Annotated in this window: 21 protein-coding genes; 11 read left to right on the top strand and 10 right to left on the bottom strand. The window is 66.3% G+C overall.

Features of this window, described 5'->3' with window-relative positions; genetic code table 11:
* Positions 1-26: 26 nt before the first annotated feature.
* The 4 genes from MUN73_RS09415 (at position 27) to MUN73_RS09430 (ending at position 3,630) form a co-directional block, all read left to right on the top strand.
* Positions 27-659, top strand: coding sequence for a class I SAM-dependent methyltransferase (locus tag MUN73_RS09415; RefSeq protein WP_250140205.1), 633 nt, complete (start codon positions 27-29; stop codon positions 657-659).
* A 154-nt stretch (positions 660-813) separates the two neighbouring features.
* Complete coding sequence (pdhA, locus tag MUN73_RS09420) at positions 814-1,941, top strand: pyruvate dehydrogenase (acetyl-transferring) E1 component subunit alpha (protein WP_250140206.1); 1,128 nt, start codon at positions 814-816, stop codon at positions 1,939-1,941.
* 74 nt (positions 1,942-2,015) lie between these two features.
* On the top strand, positions 2,016-2,513 hold the full coding sequence (locus MUN73_RS09425; RefSeq protein ID WP_250140207.1) for a hypothetical protein: 498 nt from the start codon (positions 2,016-2,018) through the stop codon (positions 2,511-2,513).
* A gap of 142 nt (positions 2,514-2,655) precedes the next feature.
* A complete protein-coding gene (locus MUN73_RS09430) occupies positions 2,656-3,630 on the top strand; it encodes a radical SAM protein (RefSeq protein WP_250140208.1) in 975 nt (324 codons plus the stop codon).
* Between the two features lie 37 nt (positions 3,631-3,667).
* Here the strand turns inward: MUN73_RS09430 and MUN73_RS09435 are convergent, their stop codons facing one another.
* Positions 3,668-4,186, bottom strand: a complete 519-nt coding sequence (locus tag MUN73_RS09435; RefSeq protein WP_250140209.1) for a gamma carbonic anhydrase family protein — start codon at positions 4,184-4,186, stop codon at positions 3,668-3,670.
* A gap of 130 nt (positions 4,187-4,316) precedes the next feature.
* Positions 4,317-4,586, bottom strand: coding sequence for a hypothetical protein (locus MUN73_RS09440; protein ID WP_250140210.1), 270 nt, complete (start codon positions 4,584-4,586; stop codon positions 4,317-4,319).
* Between the two features lie 131 nt (positions 4,587-4,717).
* On the opposite strand from MUN73_RS09440, the gene MUN73_RS09445 reads away from it, so the two are divergent.
* A complete protein-coding gene (locus MUN73_RS09445) occupies positions 4,718-5,356 on the top strand; it encodes a metallophosphoesterase family protein (protein ID WP_250140822.1) in 639 nt (212 codons plus the stop codon).
* A 38-nt stretch (positions 5,357-5,394) separates the two neighbouring features.
* Here MUN73_RS09445 and MUN73_RS09450 read toward each other — a convergent pair whose 3' ends face one another.
* Both MUN73_RS09450 and MUN73_RS09455 read right to left on the bottom strand, forming a co-directional pair.
* Positions 5,395-5,856 carry a RidA family protein gene (locus MUN73_RS09450; protein ID WP_250140211.1) on the bottom strand — a complete coding sequence of 154 codons (462 nt, stop codon included), beginning with the start codon at positions 5,854-5,856 and terminating at the stop codon, positions 5,395-5,397.
* A 198-nt stretch (positions 5,857-6,054) separates the two neighbouring features.
* Positions 6,055-6,849, bottom strand: a complete 795-nt coding sequence (locus tag MUN73_RS09455) for an alpha/beta fold hydrolase (protein ID WP_250140212.1) — start codon at positions 6,847-6,849, stop codon at positions 6,055-6,057.
* 319 nt (positions 6,850-7,168) lie between these two features.
* Between MUN73_RS09455 and MUN73_RS09460 the strand changes: the two genes are divergently transcribed.
* Complete coding sequence (locus MUN73_RS09460) at positions 7,169-7,738, top strand: class I SAM-dependent methyltransferase (protein WP_250140213.1); 570 nt, start codon at positions 7,169-7,171, stop codon at positions 7,736-7,738.
* A gap of 12 nt (positions 7,739-7,750) precedes the next feature.
* Here the strand turns inward: MUN73_RS09460 and MUN73_RS09465 are convergent, their stop codons facing one another.
* The 3 genes from MUN73_RS09465 to MUN73_RS09475 form a co-directional block, all read right to left on the bottom strand.
* Complete coding sequence (locus MUN73_RS09465) at positions 7,751-8,389, bottom strand: class I SAM-dependent methyltransferase (protein ID WP_250140214.1); 639 nt, start codon at positions 8,387-8,389, stop codon at positions 7,751-7,753.
* Positions 8,390-8,615: 226 nt separating this feature from the next.
* A complete protein-coding gene (locus tag MUN73_RS09470) occupies positions 8,616-8,810 on the bottom strand; it encodes a cold-shock protein (RefSeq protein WP_250140215.1) in 195 nt (64 codons plus the stop codon).
* A gap of 199 nt (positions 8,811-9,009) precedes the next feature.
* The gene (locus MUN73_RS09475; protein ID WP_250140216.1) at positions 9,010-9,189 is read right to left on the bottom strand and encodes a DUF7501 family protein; all 180 of its coding nucleotides are present in this window, start codon (positions 9,187-9,189) and stop codon (positions 9,010-9,012) included.
* Between the two features lie 231 nt (positions 9,190-9,420).
* Between MUN73_RS09475 and MUN73_RS09480 the strand changes: the two genes are divergently transcribed.
* Positions 9,421-9,885, top strand: a complete 465-nt coding sequence (locus MUN73_RS09480) for a nucleoside deaminase (protein ID WP_250140217.1) — start codon at positions 9,421-9,423, stop codon at positions 9,883-9,885.
* Between the two features lie 28 nt (positions 9,886-9,913).
* Here the strand turns inward: MUN73_RS09480 and MUN73_RS09485 are convergent, their stop codons facing one another.
* Together MUN73_RS09485 and MUN73_RS09490 are read right to left on the bottom strand one after the other, a co-directional pair.
* Positions 9,914-10,318: a DUF5518 domain-containing protein gene (locus MUN73_RS09485; protein WP_250140218.1), complete on the bottom strand. Its 405-nt coding sequence runs from the start codon at positions 10,316-10,318 to the stop codon at positions 9,914-9,916.
* Between the two features lie 58 nt (positions 10,319-10,376).
* Entirely contained in the window at positions 10,377-10,838 is a 462-nt protein-coding gene (locus MUN73_RS09490) for a phosphopantetheine adenylyltransferase (protein WP_250140219.1), read from the bottom strand.
* A gap of 538 nt (positions 10,839-11,376) precedes the next feature.
* On the opposite strand from MUN73_RS09490, the gene MUN73_RS09495 reads away from it, so the two are divergent.
* From MUN73_RS09495 to MUN73_RS09510, 4 genes are all read left to right on the top strand, one after another.
* Positions 11,377-12,141: an aldo/keto reductase gene (locus MUN73_RS09495; protein ID WP_250140220.1), complete on the top strand. Its 765-nt coding sequence runs from the start codon at positions 11,377-11,379 to the stop codon at positions 12,139-12,141.
* 333 nt (positions 12,142-12,474) lie between these two features.
* Entirely contained in the window at positions 12,475-12,708 is a 234-nt protein-coding gene (locus MUN73_RS09500) for a hypothetical protein (RefSeq protein WP_250140221.1), read from the top strand.
* Positions 12,705-13,247, top strand: coding sequence for a hypothetical protein (locus MUN73_RS09505; protein ID WP_250140222.1), 543 nt, complete (start codon positions 12,705-12,707; stop codon positions 13,245-13,247). Before MUN73_RS09500 ends, MUN73_RS09505 begins: the two co-directional genes overlap by 4 nt.
* 303 nt (positions 13,248-13,550) lie before the next feature.
* On the top strand, positions 13,551-14,942 hold the full coding sequence (locus MUN73_RS09510; RefSeq protein ID WP_250140223.1) for an FAD-binding oxidoreductase: 1,392 nt from the start codon (positions 13,551-13,553) through the stop codon (positions 14,940-14,942).
* A 102-nt stretch (positions 14,943-15,044) separates the two neighbouring features.
* Here the strand turns inward: MUN73_RS09510 and MUN73_RS09515 are convergent, their stop codons facing one another.
* Positions 15,045-15,467 (bottom strand): CBS domain-containing protein, encoded by a 423-nt coding sequence (locus MUN73_RS09515; RefSeq protein ID WP_250140224.1) that lies wholly within the window; start codon positions 15,465-15,467, stop codon positions 15,045-15,047.
* Positions 15,468-15,693: the final 226 nt, after the last annotated feature.

Raw genomic sequence — 15,693 nt, forward strand, 5'->3', positions numbered from 1 at the left:
AATGCTGTGTTCGAGACCGACTACCGATGGACGAGAACGCGAAAACGGCCGTCCGCGACGCCTACGACGCACTCGCGGACACCTACGCTGCGGAACGATCGATCGCCGGCGACGAACTGGATATCCTCGACGCGTTCGCCGACTCGTTGCCTGCCGGGCCCCGGGTGCTCGACGCGGGCTGCGGGCAGGGGACGCCGGTCCTGCGCCGGCTGGACGACGCGGCGACCGCGACCGGGCTGGATTTCTCGCGTGAGCAACTGGACCTGGCCGCCGGAACCGTTCCCGGTGCCCCGCTGGTCCAGGGAGATATGACGAGGCTGCCGTTCCGGGACGACGCGTTCGACGCCGTGACGGCGATCCACTCGCTGATCCACGTGCCGCTCGCGGCCCACGGGACGGTCGCCGACGAATTCGCGCGGGTGCTGGCACCCGGCGGCCGACTGCTGTGCTCCGAAGGGGCCGTCGAGTGGACGGGAGCGAACCCCGACTGGCTCGACAGCGGCGTCGAAATGCGGTGGGAGATCGCCGGTGCGGAGGCCACCCGATCGCACCTCGAAGAGGCGGGGTTCGAGATCCTCGAGCGGTGGGACGTCCCCGATACCGTAGCCGACGAGGAGGGCGCGACGAAGCCGTTCTTCGCCGCTCGACTCGATCGGTAGCGGAGGACGGATGGTGGCCGGTCGGTGACGGACCCGGAACAGTGGTTGATCGCGGACGGGCCCCGAACGTGGAGCCGATCGATCCGGTTCCCACACCGGATCGGTGGCCCGCCCTGACAGTACTGTTATGGGGGCCCGGTGCTACCGTGGGGACATGTCACGAGACGTGCTCGCCCGGGACGTCCTCGATCGATCGCCGGACGATCGAGTACAGGTGCTCGACACGGACGGCACCGTCGTCGAACCGGCGCTGGAACCGGACCTCGAACCGGCGACGCTGCGGTCGATGTACCGCGATATGCGGTTCTCTCGGCGCTTCGACGAGCGGATGATCAGCCTCCAGCGGCAGGGTCGGATGGGAACCTACTCGTCGCTGGCCGGCCAGGAGGGCTCCCAGATCGGATCGACGTACGCGCTGGCCGACGACGACGTGCTCTCCTACCAGTACCGCGAACACGGCGCGCTCGTCGCCCGCGACCTCCCGTGGGAGTACCTGCTGTACTGGATGGGCCACGAGGACGGGAACGCGGCGCTCACCGACGTCAACGTCTTTCCGCTGAACATCTCGATCGGCGGCCACCTGCCCCACGCCGTCGGCTGGTCGTGGGCGGCGAAACTGAACGACGACGAGCGCGTCACCGTCGTCCACTTCGGCGACGGGTCGACCTCCGAGGGCGACTTCCACGAGGCGATGAACTTCGCCGGGGTCTACGACACGCCGACGATCTTTTTCTGCAACAACAACCAGTGGGCCATCTCCGTCCCGCGGGAGCACCAGACCGCGAGCGCGACGATCGCCCAGAAGGCCCGCGCCTACGGCTTCGATGGCGTCCAGGTCGACGGGATGGACCCGCTCGCGACCTACGTCGTCACCGAAGCGGCCCGCGAGAAGGCACTCAGCGACGACGATGATCAACCCCGACCGATACTCGTCGAGGCGATCCAGTACCGCTACGGCGCGCACACGACCGCGGACGATCCGGACGTCTACCGCGACGAGGCCGAGGTCGAACGCTGGCGACGACGCGATCCGATCGACCGGTTCGAGGCCTACCTCCGGGACCGCGGCGTGCTCGGCGACGCCCTGATCGGGGAGATCGAGGCGGAGATCGAGGACACGCTTGCGACGATCGTCGATCGCACCGAAGACGTCGAGGCGGATCCGCGCGAGATGTTCGAGTACACCTACGAGGACCCCACGCCGCACCTCGAAGCGCAACGCGAGTACCTCGAGGATCTCCGGAACAGTCACGGCGACGACGAATTACTCGATTTCGAATAGAAGCTCCCACGCCCGCTTAAAACGGCGAATCGGACATGGAAAAGACTACGATAGCGTCGTCCTGACACGGCGGCATGCAACTCGAGCAGCCGTCCCAGGAGACGACCTGGTCCGGCACGGTTCCGACGGCGGTCGACGCGCGCGTCCTCGGCCTCGTGGTCGTGACCGCGGCGCTCGCGGCGTCGCTGAACGTCCCCTACGGCGGCCTCCTGCTGGCCGGCGTCGCGTTCGTCGTCCTCGCGATCGGCGGCGGCGTCGTCCACCTGCTGGGCGAGCGACGACTCCGGCGGATCACCGACGGCCTCGTCGATCGGTGGCTCGACGCCGGCGCGCAGATCACCGACGTCACCCGCTCTTCGAGCGGGATGCGAACCGAGTGGACCGTCTACACCCCGGAGGGCGAGATCACGATCGGCGGCGTCGCGCTGGTTCCCGTCTCGCGACTCGCCGTGGAGTGGCAGGGGGTCGGCGACGCGATGGATGCCGGCGAGGCCGAAGCGGATCTCGATCGACTCGCCGAGAGCCTCTACGCGGAGATTTTCGAGATCGGCGACGCGCCACAGCAGTCCTGAGTCGGTCCGGTCCGAGTCCCGAGTCGGTCCGGATCGATTTTTCGGGAGCGACGATCGGCGAGCGAGTGGCAGGTCCCCGGACGATCGTGTCGAGTGATACCTTCCAACACAGCTTTGCCGATCGATCGCCATCACGTCCGACATGAGCACCGGCACGCCGAACGCGACGCCGAACCATCGTACGCTCGGGGACGACGTATTCGAGGAGCGGGTCGCGGACCTCTGGGAGCGATACGCGGACTGCGACCTGTGTGCCTACGACTGTGGCGTCGATCGAACCGCGGGGGACGTCGGCACCTGCCAGGTCGACGACACCGCGTACGTCTCCACGTACTTCCCACACTTCGGCGAGGAAGACTGCCTGAAGGGCCACAACGGAAGCGGGACCATCTTCCTCGCCAACTGCAACATGAAGTGCGTCTTCTGCCAGAATTTCGAGACCAGCCACGAGGCCGAGGGGGAGCCGGCGACGCCCGCGGAGATCGCCGAGATGGCCCTCGAACTCGAGTCGAAGGGCTGTCACAACGTCAACTTCGTCTCGCCGACCCACCACTCGCCGCACCTCGTCGAGGCCGTGAAGATCGCGTCGGATCGGGGCCTCGACCTCCCGATCGTCTGGAACTGCGGCGGCTACGAGCGAGCCGAGATCCTGCGGACGTTAGACGGCGTCGTCGATATCTACATGCCAGACGTGAAGTGGGGCGACGACGCGGCCGCAGCCAAGTACTCCAAGGCTCCGAAGTACTGGTCGAACGTCGCCGACTCGCTCCGGGAGATGCACCGACAGGTCGGCGACCTGGAACTCGACGACACCGGCCTCGCGACCGGCGGCCTCCTCGTGCGCCACCTCGTGATGCCGAACCACGTCGAGAGCGCGAAGCGGGTGCTCGAGTTCGTCGCCGAGGAGATCTCCGAGGAAACGTTCGTCAACGTCATGGCGCAGTACCGGCCCCACTACAGGGCGAAAGACGAGGACTTCTACGCGGAGATCGGTCGGCCGATCACCCACGAGGAGTACGACGCGGTGGTCGAACACGCCCGGGAAGCCGGGCTCGAACGGCTCACGCTCGATCGATCGATGCTCGCCGATCGGGGCGGTTCGTTCGGGTTGTTCTGACCGGGGTTCGCATTCCGCTGAAGGCCGCGAGGCCCGACTACGAAAAGAGGTCCTCGTGGCGCTGGGCCAGGTTCGTGTACTCCCCCGAGGAGAACTCCTCGAAGACGGCGTCGGGATCGATCCCAGTGTCCGCGAGGGGAGTCACCTCGGCGGGGACGCCTCGCACGAACGACGCCGGCGGGATGTCGTAGTCGTCGGGGATCACCGTCCCCGCGGCGACGATACTCCGCTCGCCGATCGTGGCGTCGGTGTTGACCGTCGTGTTGAACCCGACCAGCGCGCGCTCCTCTACGGTGGCCTCGTTGAGAACGGCCCCGTGACCTACCATCACCTCCGGTTCGAGCGTCGACGCGTGAATCGTCGCGTTGTCGCCGACGTGTGCCTGTCGACCGACGCGAACCGGACCGATGTCGCCTCGCAACACGACGCCCGGCCAGACGCTCGCGTCCGCCGCAACCTCGACGTCGCCGACCAGCACCGCGTCGCGGCTCACGTGCGCCGCGTCGTTGATGGTGGGGCTGGCACCCTCGAACTCGTAGGTTCGGCTGTCGACCATACCGGATTCGACCACGAGGGCGCTCATAAGCGTTCGTTGGCGAACTCCTGACCGTCACAGCGCCCGGAATTCGATCGTGCAACACCGGACCCTCGGCGCGGCGATTTTCACGACCTGATCGGCCTCGTCCCTACGATTCGATCTTCTCGACGATCTCGCGCGCCTGTTCCTCCGCCTCGTCCTCGCCGACGGTCTTGCTGATGAGGACGCTCGTCACCTCCCAGTCGTCCTCGCCTTCGACCTTGCCGGTCCGGACTTCGCTCCCTTCGGAGACCGATTCAGCCGGGTTCTCGGCCCAGTCGGGGGTTCGGATCTCGTCGTACCGATCGGGATCGCGAAACCGGACGTGGATGTAGTCGTCTTCGGTCTCGATTTTGTCGACGTCGGGCGTGGTGGCCATGTCCAGACTACCAGTGCGGTACTCCTAACGAGAGACCCTGAATCTGCACGCACTGAATCGGGCCGCGATCGGTCGAACGCGCACGTGTCAGCAGGGGGTGTTTCCGTCTCGGCCGCGAATCGATGAGCAGCATGCTCGTCCTCGGCGACGCCCACGCGTCCGATCCCGATCGGTGCGAGGCGCTGCTCGCGTACTACCGCAGGCTCGACCCCGACTGCGCCCTGCAGGTCGGCGACCTCGAGTACTACCGGCTCCCGGCACCGACGTGGTTCGTCGCGGGCAACAACGAGGACTTCGACGTGATCGACACGCTCCGGGCGGGCGACGAGCCCGACGGAACGCGAAACGCCCACCTCCTCGCGAGTACGGCGGCCACGATCGACGGGCTCCGCGTGGCCGGCCTCTCGGGCAACTACGCCCCGACGAAGTACGACGAGCCGCGGGCCGCCCTCTCGGGCGATCGGCGGCGACACTTCACTCACGAGGACGTCGATCGCGCGGCCTCGCTGTCCGACGTCGACGTCCTCCTCACCCACGAGGCACCGACCGGCCTGCTCTGGTACGGCTACGACCCCGGTTGCGAACACGTGAGCGACCTGCTCGAAACCCTCTCGCCGGAGCTCTGCCTGGTCGGCCACCACCACCAGCACCGCGAGGCGACGATCGCGGGGGTCCGCGTCGTGAGCCTCGCGCCGGCCTGGGAGGGCTACTACACGCTCGATCCGGAGCCGCTCGTCCTGACGGCCCACGATCGGGACGCGATCGTGTGACGTCGCGAACGTCGGTGGAGTCCGTCGCTCGGGGCCGGTCAATCGGGTTGGTCTTCGCTGGTGACGTACCCCGGCGACGGCGGCAGTTCGACGACCGTCGTCTCGGCGCGGTCGTGGGGGATCGTCGCCTCCATCTCGATTTTCACCGCGCGATCCCCGCCGACCACGTCGCTCACGCCGACCATCACCGTCGTCGGCAACTCCGGCGGGTCGAAGTGGGACCGACAGGCAGCCCCGATTTCGGTTTCGGCCTCGGGAAGCAGGTCCTCGCGGACGTAGTGACGGATCATCGTGACGTCCGCGAGCCGCCCGTCACAGTACTCGCGGAGGAACCGATCGGCGAAGGACAGGACCCTGTCGGCTTGCTCCCGCGGGGTGTCACCCGGGCCGACGACGCCGTCCAGTTGCACCCGATCGTGATCCCCGTGTCGCGTCCTGACGGCTGTCGCTGCGACCGCGTCGTCTCCCCGGTCCTCTCGCCTGAACACTGTCTTCTCCATGACAGTAACAGTACTCGTCGCCCACAAATGCGTTCGCGTCGACGAACGTGGCTCGCGGAGCGATCTACCCGCCGAGGTGCGTCGTGAATCGGTCCGCGGCGTGGTCGGCGACCGATCGCGCTCGCCGCCGACGATCAGCAACGTCGGGACCACCACGTCGCCGTGGCGACGAGCCGATCGGACCTGCCCGGACCCCGCTCACTGCTGGGGAACCCGGCGTTGCACGAACTTCCGGACCCGCGAGGTGTACGTCTCCGGACGGTGGAGATTGCAGATGTGGCCGACGCCCGCGAGGACCTCGATGCGACCGTCCCGTGCGGCCGCCGCGTGGTCGCGCTCGCCGCGGCGCATGAGTCGGTCGTGTTCGCCGTTCAGGATCAGCGTCGAGCCGGGATACGTCGAGAGCGCCTCCCGAAAGTCCCGTCCGGCGACGTGCGGCCCCGCGTCACCGAACTGCTTCGGGTAGAAGCCGGATTCGATGATCGCCTCCTCGACGTCCGGCTGGAGATCGCGGTTGCGAACCCATCGCGTCGCGAGGCGTTCGACCGCGCGTTTGCCGACGTCGGGTTTCGTGAGCAGCCTGGCGACTCCGCCGGTCGCCCGGGTCAGCAGTTCCATCCCGCGAACCGGGTTCGCGCTACTGCCGGACAGCACCAGTGCGTCCACGTCGTCAGGGTTCCGGTGGGCGTACTCCGTCGCCACGTACCCGCCGAGCGAGAGTCCGACGAGGACGGCACTCCCCTCGGTCTCCGCGTCGATCACCCGTCGGAGCCGTTCGATCGCGGGCTCCATCCCGAACGACTCGTCGCCATAAACGCCGTGGCCCGGTAGATCGGGCGCAACGACGTGATAGCTGTCGGCGAGCGCGCGTTGCTGTGGGAGCCACATCGTTCGCGTGAACATCGCGCCGTGAACGAACACGATCGACTGTGCATCCGTGGGCCCGGCGACGTCGACGCCGCTCGGACCGCCGTTTCCGCCGAGTAGTGCCATGGCTCCCCCACGTATCACCGCGAGCGGTTTAGTGGTCCGGCCGGCGAGTTCTACCCGATGGCAGTGGATGGATTCCGCTGTGGCGGACGAGCGATCGGGCCCGGGAGCAGAACGTCCGATCGCAGGTCGAAGAGCGCTGTTCGCACCCGAATTCTGTGTCCTGGTGTCACATCGGTACTGACTGAACTCGGAGGTGATAAATCGTATACCGAGATATCAAATCAGGGTCGTCGGGACAGTACCGTCTCCCGGGAGCGATCGACACCGGCGTTGCGGAGAGACGGCTAAACTGATGTTCGTTCGGGTAGGTGTGCTAGTGATGCCTGGCGAGAACGGCGCGTGGACCGACGACGGCCGACGACCCGCGCTGGGACCGGAAGTCGGGACCCCGCTCGCGGAAGCGATCGTCGACGACTTGCCGGAGGGGCGCGCACTCGACCTCGCGACCGGTGAGGGCCACGTTGCGAGCCTGCTCGCCGACCGTGGCTGGGACGTCCACGCCGTCGACGTTTCGCGGGCCATGCTCGACCGGGCCCGCGAGCGCCGGGCCGACCGATCGGAATCCGACGGCCGGCCGGGATCGATCGACTGGATCCTCGCCGACGTCGACAGCTACTGTTTTCCCGAATCGGTCTACGACGTCGTGACGATCCGGTTCTTCGACGCCCGCGATCGGCTGGGCGCCGTCAAGACTGCCCTCGCGCCCGGCGGTGCGCTGGTCTACGAACACCACCTGCAGTCGAACGCGGCGGGCAGGTCCGGCAACCAGTACCGGTTCGAACCGAACGAATTGCTCGACGCCTGCGCGGACCTGTCCGTCCGGTACTACGCCGAGGATCCCGATCGATCGCTGGTCCGACTGGTCGCGTACGCGGATCGAGAGTCGTGAATCGGGACCGCCTCACCGATCGGTGGGCCGAAACGCCCTGAACGTGACCCGATCGAGATCGATCGAACGGGTTTCGACGAACCCCGAGCCGGAGAGGACGTGATCCCAGCGGCGTTTGTACAGGGCGAGCCCGTCGACGGTCGTCTCGTGAATTTCGTCGGCTGGACGGGTCCGATCGTCGTCGGGGTCGGCCGGTTCGATCTCGGCAGTGACGAGCAACTCGGCAGTCACCCGCTCCAGGTCGTCTACCAGCCAGTCACAGGACGGATGCAGGTGCTGGAGCGTCTCGACCGAGTAGACGACGTCGAACTGGTCGTCGTCGAACGAGGGAACGACGGACTCGATCGATCCGTGGTGAAAGGTTCCCGTCGCCGCGAGGTCGGGATAGGTCCGTTCCATCACGTCGAACGCGTCGTCGTTGACGTCGATCCCCGCGAGATTCGCGTACCCGTGGTCGGCGAGGTGTGCGAGGTGCCGGCCCGAGCTACAGCCGAGTTCCAGCACGGCGGCGGTTCGATCGACGCGATCGTCGAGCAGGGCCCGGAGCCGTTCGCTTCGCTCGTCGGGCCCGTAGTACGCGTAGTACGCTGGCGAGTAGGCCCGCGAGCGATCCGCCCATCGGCGTCGAACGTCGTCTGCATCCTGCGTCATGTAGTGGTGAGTGCTGCTGGGTCGTCATCGACGCGCTCCTGGTCGAGGATGGCAGCCGGGCCGCTCAGCTACCGGATCGTCGGAATCCCCGGTCCGTTCTCCGCTGCGGGGATCGATGCGGGTACTCGTTTCGATCGCCGACCGCCAGTCCGCCGCGCTGGTCGTCGCATCGTCCGGGCGATCCCGCTTTCGACCGAACGGCCGGCGGGCCGCCGTCGAATCGCCGCTAGAGGCGCTCGAGGTTGGTCGCCCGTGGCCCCTTGTCCGCCTGTTCGATCTCGAACTCGACTTCCTGCCCTTCTTCGAGGTCGGGGCCGCCGACGTCTTCCATGTGGAAGAAGACGTCGTCGTCGATCTCGTCCGTTTCGATGAAGCCGTAGCCGCCTGTGTCGTTGAAAAACGCGACCGTACCGGTTGGCATTACAGGTTCCTCCACCTCGTGGGAACAGTCCCGTACTCATATACCTGCATGTGGCACGTGCTACGGGTATATAACAGGGCGAGCATTCGATGGGTCCCGATCGCCGGCCACGGAGGCGAACGAAAACGCAGACACATCGCTCACGAGCGAGGTGTCGAGACACGTCGCGAACGGGGTATCCCGCACGTGAGTCCGATCGTCACCCGCCCCACTCGCCGGCGAGGTCGCCGGCGAGATTGCCCCGCCACTGGTCGAAACTGGTTTCGCAGGTCGCGTTCTCGTCGATGTGGTCGATGAATCCAACGCCGGGGCTAGACAGTTCGTCGCCACAGAACGGGCAGGTACCGGGATCGGACCAGTTCGTCGTGTTCACGGACATCGTGTGTGGAAGGACCCGGAACAGAAATATAAATCTAATCGGTAAATATATAATATACCTATTATGCGATAATGTGCCATAATCATTTGGTCAGTTTTGGCTGGCCGTGCCGGAGCGACTCGGGCATTCAGAGCCGAGCGGTACAGTCGATCGGGACGTATCCGCCTCGGATTTCGAGCACCGCCCCCTTACGGACCGCAGTTTCTTGCCAGTTCGGAGAGACCATCGAACATGACCACGGCACAGTTCGATAGCTTCGATCACGAATCGCACATGCGCCGGGCGATCGAACTCGCTCGATCGGCCGTCGACCGGGGCGATCGGCCGTTCGGCTCCGTCCTCGTTCGCGACGACGAAATCGTCATGGAGGCCTCGAACCGCGTCCTGACCGAGGACGACGTTCGCCGACACCCGGAACTCCACCTCGCCTACCGCGCCCGTCGGAAACTCGATCCCACAGCGCGGACGGAGACTGCGATGTACACCAGCACCGAGCCGTGTCCGATGTGTGCCGGCGGCCTCCGGTACGCCGGACTCGGGCGCGTCGTCTACAGCGTCGGGGGCGACGAGATCGAGGCGTTCACCGGTCGGGAGACGCCGGTCCGATCGGCCGCCGTCCTCGAGGGCGTCACCGAGGTCGTCGGGCCCGTGCTGAACGAGGCGGGACGGCGACTCCACGAGGAGTTCGACTGGTAATCGATCGCGGCGCGACGTCCGCGACGCCTCACCGGTTCTCCGCGAGAGCCACGCCGAGAACGCCGCCGAGAACGCTCAAGCCGACCGTGAGCGCCGCAACGAACAGTAACGCGAAGATAGCAATCACGCCGAACCCGGCCGGTCCAACGCCGAGAAGCATGAAGAACACGACGAAGGCGAACGCCGAGTACGGGACGACCATCACCAGTCCGGCGATCGCTCCCACCGTCAGCCCATCGTTCGTCTCGCCACCCTCGAGATAGCCGGCGATCGCGCCGCCAGCGATCGTCGAGACGAGCGGGACGAACGAGAGGATCACGCCGGCGAGGCCGCCGATCAGACCGTTGAGGACGGTACCGAACCCGTCGTCGGTCCGCTGGTGATCGTCGATCGGAGGGGCGCCGAAATCGGAATCGGAAGGCTCGGGAACCATACCATCGACTACGGCCCCCGAGATGAAAAGTGTTGGAGTCTGACACCGGGCGTTCGGGTCACTCGAGCACAGTACCGTGTTCGTCGATCTCGCCCTCGACGATCCGAGTCGAAGAGATGCGCTCGCCGTCGTCGGCGAGCACGTACGGGGCCACGATCCCCGTAAGCGGGTCGAAGCCGCGATCCCTGCGCTCCTCGTTTATCGCCACGAGTTCGTCCGCAGTCTCGGGCGAGACGACCAGCGCGTCGATCGACGGATCGTCCGTCACGATATCGTGGGGATCCGTGAGCGTCCTGATCGTCACGTCACGGTCCCACTCGTCGATCGCCGCGAACGCCGCGGAGACCGATCGCTCACGGGCCTCGTACGCTGGGACGGAGCGCGATCGGGACGCGTTCGCGAGTGTATCGCTCGTCAGGCCAACGACCACGCCGTCCTCGCCGAACCGGAGCGCGTGTTCGAACAACAGGCGGTGACCGTCGTGAATCGGCCCGAACGTACCGGCGACTGCGACGCGCATACCTCGAGCGACGGTGCCGAGCCACAAGAAGCGCGTGGCATTCGGGCGGTGACCGCGCGGGAACGGAAGTAGCAGATCCGGCCCGGATGCCGTCGGTTCGGGGTGATAAAACAACCGGACGAAACCACGATCTGGAGCCGAACGAGAGCACGTTCCGCAGTCGTCAAGCCCTGGTGTCGTTCACGACCACACTTGCGTGCGGTCGCTACTGGGCCGTGACACCGATCCACGACGTGGATCGATCGTGGACCGCGGTCGTCTCCGTCGAGGGAGACCTCGGTTCCGCGTGACCGGAGCGTTGGTTGTCCCTCGCATCCGGTTCGACGACGTCGAACCGAATCGTTCGGTGTCTCCTCGTGGCTTCGCCCGCTACACTATGTGCTACGGTACCAAGGGACATAACGGTTTCCCAGGTTGCGTGCCCGACAGGTCAGAATCGAAGACGGCGGCGCCACAGAAACGAGTCGGGGTCAGCGAGAGCCTCGAGTCGGGCTGGCCGAACGACGGGGCTTATCACTGTGACCGCCCGACGACCGGTATGCACCTCCCGCCGATCGGACTCGGGACCATGGGAATCGAAGAGTCCAACGTGATCGAGACGGCTCTCGACGTCGGCTACCGGCACCTCGACACGGCCAGGATCTACGAGAACGAACGCGTCGTCGGGGCGGGGCTGGCAGCGAGCGACGTCCCTCGTGAGGACGTGACCGTCGCGACGAAACTCTGGGTCGACGACCTCGACCCCGAGCGCGTTCGACCGGCCACGGAGGAGAGCCTCGATCGACTCGGCCTCGATCGGCTGGACCTCCTGTACGTCCACCGGCCACGTGGCTCGTACGAGCCCTCGACAACGCTGCCGGCCCTCGACGCGCTCGTCGAGGACGGTCTCGTCTCGTCGATCGGGCTCTCGAACTTCACGGTCGACCAGGTCGCGACCGCCCGGGACCACCTCGACGCGCCCGTGGCGGCCCACCAGGTCGAACGCCATCCGCTGTTCGCGCGGGACGCGGTCCTCGCAGACGCCCGGTCGAACGGCTACCCGCTGGTCGCGTACTCGCCGCTGGCTGGCGGTCGCGTCGGGGACGTCCCTGCCGTGCAGGCGGTCGCCGACAAACACGACGCCACGCCCGAATCGGTCGCGATCGCCTGGCTCGCCGGCACCGACGGCGTCGTCACGGTCCCGAAAGCCTCCTCACGCGCACACCTGGAGTCGAACCTGGCCGCCGCCGACCTCGACCTGGACGCCGACGACCGGGCGCGGATGGCGTCGATCGATCGGGAGGAGGAACTGTTTCCGGAGTAGGGAGGACGGACGGGCGTGTCGGCGCGGTCGGTACCACTGGGCGATCGATCCCGTAGACTCAGTCCTCCGCGACTGACGTCACGGGTTCCGCCGTGGGGCCGCCGTGACCAGGCCAGAAGACGGCTCGCTTGCGCCGTCGAGAGGGGCGCCGGCTCCGGATCCGACGGCTGGCGCAGAATTCGGGCGAGCGGGCGACCCAGTCGCAACCAGTTCGATCGCTTGCACCCGCTGAGCACCGCGCAACAGGTGCACGTGCATCAGCGATTGCTCAGAATTCACGAGATGCGTACACGTTCCTTCGACTCGTAGCGATCAGTGCCGGGAGGCGTATCCATGACAAACGACCTGCAATCGGAAGACAGCACGACGGCGCTCCAGGTAGCATGTGACACGGAAATTTCGGGCTGTGTCTTTCTCGTGCGTACCGAGGAGGACGACAGGGATCGACTGCTGGAAATCACACAGGAGCACGTCAAAGAACAGCACGGAGAGGACGTTAGCCTCGACGAAATCGAAGCTCAGCACGTGAAGACGGTCGAGGTCGAACACGGAGGACAGGATCGATGAGTCTCGATCAAGCGACGGCTGATCGGCATCGAACCGCGCACGAACTCGATCGCGGAACGCGGATCGGTTCGCTCCTGATGGCGTTCGCGGGCGTCGCCTTCGTCGGCTACGGCGTCGTCTTTCTCGTCAGGACGTTCTTCGGGAGCGGGTTCGAACTCGGCGTCGCAACCCTGAACGGGGTGACACCGGCGGAACTCGACGCGATCGATCCGGCGATCATGCACTACATCAACCACCTGCACGTCGCGACGGCGGCGTTTATCATCGCCACCGGGATCGCCATTACGGCGCTCTCGTGGTACGGCGTCCGCGGCGGGCACCTGTGGGCGTGGGCGACGGCGATCGTCAGCGCCGTAGTTGGCCTGGCGATCGCCCTCCCGATGCACTACGCCGACCTCTTCGCCCACGACTGGGTGACACACCTCGGCCCCATCTACCTCGCGACGATCGTGTTCGTGGTCGGCGCCGTCCTCGCCTACCCGGGGGGCGAATCCGATCCCCGGACGGCGGAAACTGGCGAGGAGTCCGGATCGACCTGATCGCCGGCTTTTGGGCGTCCGTCGATCGGGTGGGCCTCGTTGCTGCCCCCGGTTTCTCTCGCCCGCGGCGATCGAATCCGGTATCTCTCAGCCGCGAGACCGGTGCCCGGGGCTTCGGCGTCGGGGCGACGTGTGTCCGGATGGCCGAGACGATCGACGCGCCGAGCCGCGTCCCGGACAGGACGCTCGATTGCAGGCCGTGATTGCCGGTCACCGTCTGCAAACCGGTCACCGGCCGGACGAGTCCCACCGGATACCTACATGATCGTTCCTGCTGTTTCCACCTGTGAAAGGTGATACCGTATGGCAACCTACGTAGGAGACAGTATCGAGGCAACCGTCGACCGATTACAGGACGAGTTCCGGGGTGACCTGATCGAACCCGACGATCCGGAGTACGACGACGCACGTGCGATCTACAACGCGATGATCGACAAGCGGCCGGGGCTGATCGCCCGCTGTACCGACGTCGCGGACGTGATCGAGGCCGTGACCGCCGCCCGCGAGCACGACCTCGAGATCGCGATCCGGAGCGGCGGTCACAACGGCCCGGGGCTCGCGCTGGTGGACGACGGACTGGTCGTCGACCTGTCCGAGATGACGGGGATTCAGGTCGATCCCGACGCACAGACCGTACGAGTCGAAGCCGGGTGTACCTGGGGCGACGTCGATCACGCGACCCACGCCTTCGGCCTGGCCACGGTCAGCGGCGTCGTCTCCACGACCGGCGTCGGCGGCCTGACCCTCGGGGGAGGGCACGGCTACCTGTCCCGCAAGTACGGGCTGACGATCGACAACCTGCTGAGCGCGGACGTCGTGCTGGCCGACGGCCGACTGGTCCACGCGAGCGAAGACGAGAATCCGGACCTGTTCTGGGCGCTTCGGGGCGGCGGCGGCAACTTCGGCGTCGTCACCTCGTTCGAGTTCCAGTTACATCCGGTCGAGACGGTCGTCGCCGGACCGCTGTTCTGGCCGATCGAAGACCTCGAAGAGACGATGCGCTGGTACCGCGAGTGGCTGCCGGAGGCCCCGGAGGACACGTATGCCGCCTACGTCGTCGCCGAGGTTCCGGGCGATCCCTTCCCGGAGGAAATCCACGGCGAGAAGGTCTGCGGCCTCGTCTGGTGCCACCTGGGGACCGAAGCGGAGTCCGAGGCCGCGATCCAGTCGGCGCGAGACGTCGCCGACCCGCTGTTCGAACACGTCGAATCGATGCCCTATCCGACGCTCCAGGGCCTGTTCGACGATCTCTACCCGCCTGGCGATCAGTGGTACTGGAAGGGTGACTTCTTCGAGGACCTGTCCGACGAGGCGATCGCCGAGCACGAGCGCTTCGCCGAGGTGCCGACGCCACAATCGGGGATGCACCTCTACCCCATCGACGGGGCCGTCCACGACGTGGACGCAAACGAAACCGCCTGGAGCTATCGCGACGTCACCTGGTCGATGGTCATCTTTGGGGTCGATCGGGACCCCGACAAGCGCGACCTGCTCACCGAGTGGACCCGTGAGTACTGGGAGGCAGTCCACCCGCACTCGGTCGGTGCGGCGTACGTCAATTTCATGATGGAGGAGGGCGACGACCGGATTCGGGCGACCTACGGCGACAACTACGATCGCCTGCGGGAGGTCAAGGCGCGGTACGATCCCCACAACGTCTTCCACGTGAACCAGAACGTCGAACCGTCGACGTGAGTCGCCTCGATCGTGCCACGACCCGGACTCGGTCCGGAACACGACTCGTCCACGCCGGACGAACTCGACGGAGAGTCGGCCAGCGCCGACGGTACGAAGTCGTCAGTACTCCGGTCGCTGGGCCTGGATGACGTCCGAGAACTGCATGTGTTCGTCGGCGAGGAGTTCGTTGAGATCGTCGAACGTGATGATCCCGACCAGTTCGCCGCTGTCGTCGCAGACCGGGAGTCGACGGACGCCGTGTTCGCTCATCAGTTCAGTCGCCCGGTAGAACCCGGCGGTGTGGTCGACGGTCGCCAGATCCTCGGACATGACGTCGCTCGCCGTCGCCTCCGACGGATCCATCCCGTCACCGATCACGCGCATCGCGAGGTCGCGGTCGGTGACGATTCCGATCGGTTCGTCGCCGTCAGTGATCACGATACTGCCGACGTGGGATTCGTCCATCCGCGTCGCGAGTTCCTCCACGGACTCGTCTTCGGGTGCCGTTACGACGTCGCTTCGAGCAAGGTTTTCGATAGGCATGAACCCGCGTTGCTGTCCCACTGATACGGATATAAACCCACGTTCCACCTCCAGGACACGGTGACTACCACACACGTTGACGGGACGACGGCGCAACCGTTGGCCGTCCGGTCCACATTTCGAGACCGGTGTCTCGCTCGGGTTCGAGGCAACTCCCGGACGCGTAGCGAGGCCGATCCGGTACGACGAGTCGTTCGACGGCGACGCCGTGGAGTCTACGCGATCG

The organism is Halosolutus amylolyticus, from assembly GCF_023566055.1.
Lineage (GTDB): Archaea > Halobacteriota > Halobacteria > Halobacteriales > Natrialbaceae > Halosolutus > Halosolutus amylolyticus.

Coding starts and splice junctions, on each gene's coding strand:
- MUN73_RS09480 (WP_250140217.1), top strand. CDS start 9,421: ATGACCACGGCACAGTTCGATAGCTTCGATCACGAATCGCACATGCGC.
- pdhA (WP_250140206.1), top strand. CDS start 814: ATGTCACGAGACGTGCTCGCCCGGGACGTCCTCGATCGATCGCCGGAC.
- MUN73_RS09475 (WP_250140216.1), bottom strand. CDS start 9,189: ATGTCCGTGAACACGACGAACTGGTCCGATCCCGGTACCTGCCCGTTC.
- MUN73_RS09435 (WP_250140209.1), bottom strand. CDS start 4,186: ATGGTCGACAGCCGAACCTACGAGTTCGAGGGTGCCAGCCCCACCATC.
- MUN73_RS09505 (WP_250140222.1), top strand. CDS start 12,705: ATGAGTCTCGATCAAGCGACGGCTGATCGGCATCGAACCGCGCACGAA.
- MUN73_RS09455 (WP_250140212.1), bottom strand. CDS start 6,849: ATGGCACTACTCGGCGGAAACGGCGGTCCGAGCGGCGTCGACGTCGCC.
- MUN73_RS09490 (WP_250140219.1), bottom strand. CDS start 10,838: ATGCGCGTCGCAGTCGCCGGTACGTTCGGGCCGATTCACGACGGTCAC.
- MUN73_RS09500 (WP_250140221.1), top strand. CDS start 12,475: ATGACAAACGACCTGCAATCGGAAGACAGCACGACGGCGCTCCAGGTA.
- MUN73_RS09460 (WP_250140213.1), top strand. CDS start 7,169: ATGCCTGGCGAGAACGGCGCGTGGACCGACGACGGCCGACGACCCGCG.
- MUN73_RS09465 (WP_250140214.1), bottom strand. CDS start 8,389: ATGACGCAGGATGCAGACGACGTTCGACGCCGATGGGCGGATCGCTCG.
- MUN73_RS09515 (WP_250140224.1), bottom strand. CDS start 15,467: ATGCCTATCGAAAACCTTGCTCGAAGCGACGTCGTAACGGCACCCGAA.
- MUN73_RS09450 (WP_250140211.1), bottom strand. CDS start 5,856: ATGGAGAAGACAGTGTTCAGGCGAGAGGACCGGGGAGACGACGCGGTC.
- MUN73_RS09470 (WP_250140215.1), bottom strand. CDS start 8,810: ATGCCAACCGGTACGGTCGCGTTTTTCAACGACACAGGCGGCTACGGC.
- MUN73_RS09510 (WP_250140223.1), top strand. CDS start 13,551: ATGGCAACCTACGTAGGAGACAGTATCGAGGCAACCGTCGACCGATTA.
- MUN73_RS09430 (WP_250140208.1), top strand. CDS start 2,656: ATGAGCACCGGCACGCCGAACGCGACGCCGAACCATCGTACGCTCGGG.
- MUN73_RS09445 (WP_250140822.1), top strand. CDS start 4,718: ATGCTCGTCCTCGGCGACGCCCACGCGTCCGATCCCGATCGGTGCGAG.
- MUN73_RS09415 (WP_250140205.1), top strand. CDS start 27: ATGGACGAGAACGCGAAAACGGCCGTCCGCGACGCCTACGACGCACTC.
- MUN73_RS09495 (WP_250140220.1), top strand. CDS start 11,377: ATGCACCTCCCGCCGATCGGACTCGGGACCATGGGAATCGAAGAGTCC.
- MUN73_RS09440 (WP_250140210.1), bottom strand. CDS start 4,586: ATGGCCACCACGCCCGACGTCGACAAAATCGAGACCGAAGACGACTAC.
- MUN73_RS09485 (WP_250140218.1), bottom strand. CDS start 10,318: ATGGTTCCCGAGCCTTCCGATTCCGATTTCGGCGCCCCTCCGATCGAC.
- MUN73_RS09425 (WP_250140207.1), top strand. CDS start 2,016: ATGCAACTCGAGCAGCCGTCCCAGGAGACGACCTGGTCCGGCACGGTT.